Annotated in this window: 1 protein-coding gene; it reads left to right on the top strand. The window is 41.6% G+C overall.

Translation table 11 applies throughout. From position 1 onward, the window contains the following. Positions 1-2,620: choice-of-anchor D domain-containing protein (locus V7L20_RS29005; RefSeq protein ID WP_334747394.1), on the top strand; the 2,620-nt coding region annotated here is incomplete at its 5' end. Between the last annotated feature and the right edge of the window lie 232 nt (positions 2,621-2,852).

The raw sequence follows: 2,852 nt of genomic DNA, 5'->3' as shown, positions 1-2,852 counted from the left end.
TTATCCTGGACAAACACCTGTTTTAGAAGCACACAAAAACAATTGGAATGCTATCTCAATTACAGGGTCTTCTTATGTAGTCATTAATGGGCTGACGCTGGTAGGAGCACGAGATGAAACTACATTAGAATATGCGCTGCAGGAGAAAGATAATCCGCAATCAGCAACATCTGGGAACGGTATTAACGTTACATACATCGATGGTAACGAAAAGCAACGTTCACATCACATCACAATTAGCAACAACAACATTTCTAAGTTTCCAGGAGGCGGGATTGCAACAGCAGAAGTAGACTACATTACAGTAAAAAACAATGTAATTTCTGGAAATTCTTGGTACTCACCTCATGGAACCCAAGGAATTACAATGCTTCATCTTTGGAATTCCGATAAAAATGTCAAAGATTACAAAGTAATTATACAAGATAATATTGTCTTTGATAATAAACAATTAGTTCCTTGGATGAATGCAGGAAAAGTAACAGAGGGTCATGGAATAATGCTTGACACTTCTTCTATTGAAAATGATGCTTACACTGGCAAAGCCTTAATCAGTAAAAACGTAGTTTACAACAATGGTGGCGCGGGTATTCAGATTTTCAAAGGAGAAAACCCTGTAGATATTTTAAATAATACACTTTACCAAAATTCCCTTGAACTATCAACCGGAGAAATTTTGCTTAACAGTGCTAAAAATGTTCAGGTTTCTAACAATATTATGTATGCAAGTGACGGAGAATCTGCAAGTTCTATTGCTAATTCTAGTAATTATTCATTTGACAATAACCTTGCTTACAACGGAGTTTTGAAGGGCACAGGATTAGGAAATGTTGTAAACAAAGACCCCTTATTTGTTGATGCAGCAAATCATGACTTTAGGCTCAAACCTGGAAGTCCTGCGATCGATGCTGGTTCCAATGCCTTGAATAGCGTCACTAAGATTACTCCCCTAGATGGCGATGGCAACGGCAGTGTATTGACTGATATTGGCGCAAAGGAAGCTCCTACCAGTAAGACTCCTACCCCCGAAATTCAAGTTCTTGATGGCACAGTTGACATTGCAGATAACAGCCCTACCCCCATTAACTTTGGCGAGGTCATTGTTGGCAGCACCGTGACCAAAACTTTTACTATTAAGAACACAGGTATAGCTGCACTCAACCTGAGTAATCTCAAACTCCCCGATGGCTTTAGTTTGGTAGGAACTCTTCCAGCTACTGTGGCTGCCAATACTTCAGCGAATATAACGGTGGCACTAAATACGACTACTGGCGGAACCTACACAGGCAACTTCAGTTTAAGCAACAACGATGTTAACGAAAGCCCCTTTGACTTTACTATTAGTGGTAAAGTTAACGCTCCTGAAATTCAAGTTTTTGATGGCACAGTTGACATTGTAGATGGCAGCACTAATCCTATTGACTTTGGCGAAGCTGCTTTCGGCAGCAGCGTAACTAAAACTTTCACTATTAAAAACACGGGTAAAGCTTCACTCAATCTGAGTAATCTTGAACTCCCCAAGGGCTTTAGTTTGGTAGGAACTCTTCCAGCTAGCTTGGCTATCAATAATTGGACGAATATAAGGGTGGCACTCGATACAAAAACACCTGGGACATATTCTGGTAGCTTCAGTTTGACAAACAATGATCCTGACGAAAGCCCCTTTGACTTTGCCATTAGCGGTAAAGTTCAGCCTGTTCCTGTCCCCGAAATTCAAGTTCTTAATGGCACAGTTAACATTGCAGATGGCAGCACAACTCCCATCGACTTTGGCAACGTGGCTTTTGGTAGTACTGTAACTAAAACTTTCACTATCAATAACACGGGTACAGCTACGCTCAACCTGAGTAATCTCAAACTCCCCGACGGCTTTAGTTTAGTAGGAGCTTTTCCATATACCGTGGCTGCCAAGGATTCAAGAAATATAACGGTGGCACTCAATACGAATACATCTACACCTGGAACATATTCTGGCAGCATCAGTTTGACCAATAACGATCCTAACGAAAGCACCTTTGACTTTGCCATCAGTGGCACAGTTAAACCCCCTCTTGCTAACGAAATTTATCTTCTCAATGGTACTGATAGCTCTGAGTACTTAAAAGGCAATGCCCCAGCTAACAAGATTTATGGGTTTGGGGGTGCAGACACCATCGTAGGTAATCTAGGAGATGACCAACTTTTCGGAGGCGACGGAAACGATACTCTCTGGGGAAATGATGGTGATGACCTGCTCTATGGCGATAGCGGCAATGACAAGCTTTCGGGTGATAACGGTAACGATACGCTATTTGGTGGTATCGGTGATGACCAGCTATTAGGGGGCACAGGCAATGACTGGCTTTATGGGGGCACAGGCAAAGATGTACTTACAGGGAATTATGGCACTGACACCTTTGTCTTGGCTTCTGGTGAGGGCACAGACTCCATTACTGACTTTGAAATAGGTAAGGATAGAATTGCCTTGTCAGGAGGTCTCAAGTTCGGTCAATTGTTGATACAGCAACAAGGAAGTCAAACCTTCATTATGGATAGTTCTGACAATCAAGTATTGGCGAAGTTGGATAATATCACTGCAAATATACTTTCGGCTCAACCTTCCAGTTTTATAACTATTTAGTTATGTCTTTTGATAACCAAGTCTCTTCTCTACCAGAGGCTGCACCAACGGAGCAGGTATAGAAGAATAACTAGACAAAGAAGATTTGATATTGAACAACTAAATTCTTTGCTGGGCTTCCCTACACCCTATCCTTGTAATCCCTCTTTTGTTACTTTGGGGAGAGTATAATCAGGAAGGAAACCGGAAATAGTAATTAGTAGGGATGGTTACGCCACGCAGAGAAGCAGTA

Source organism: Nostoc sp., assembly GCF_036916735.1.
Lineage (GTDB): Bacteria > Cyanobacteriota > Cyanobacteriia > Cyanobacteriales > Nostocaceae > Nostoc.
This window is presented reverse-complemented; position numbering and strand designations above follow the sequence as displayed.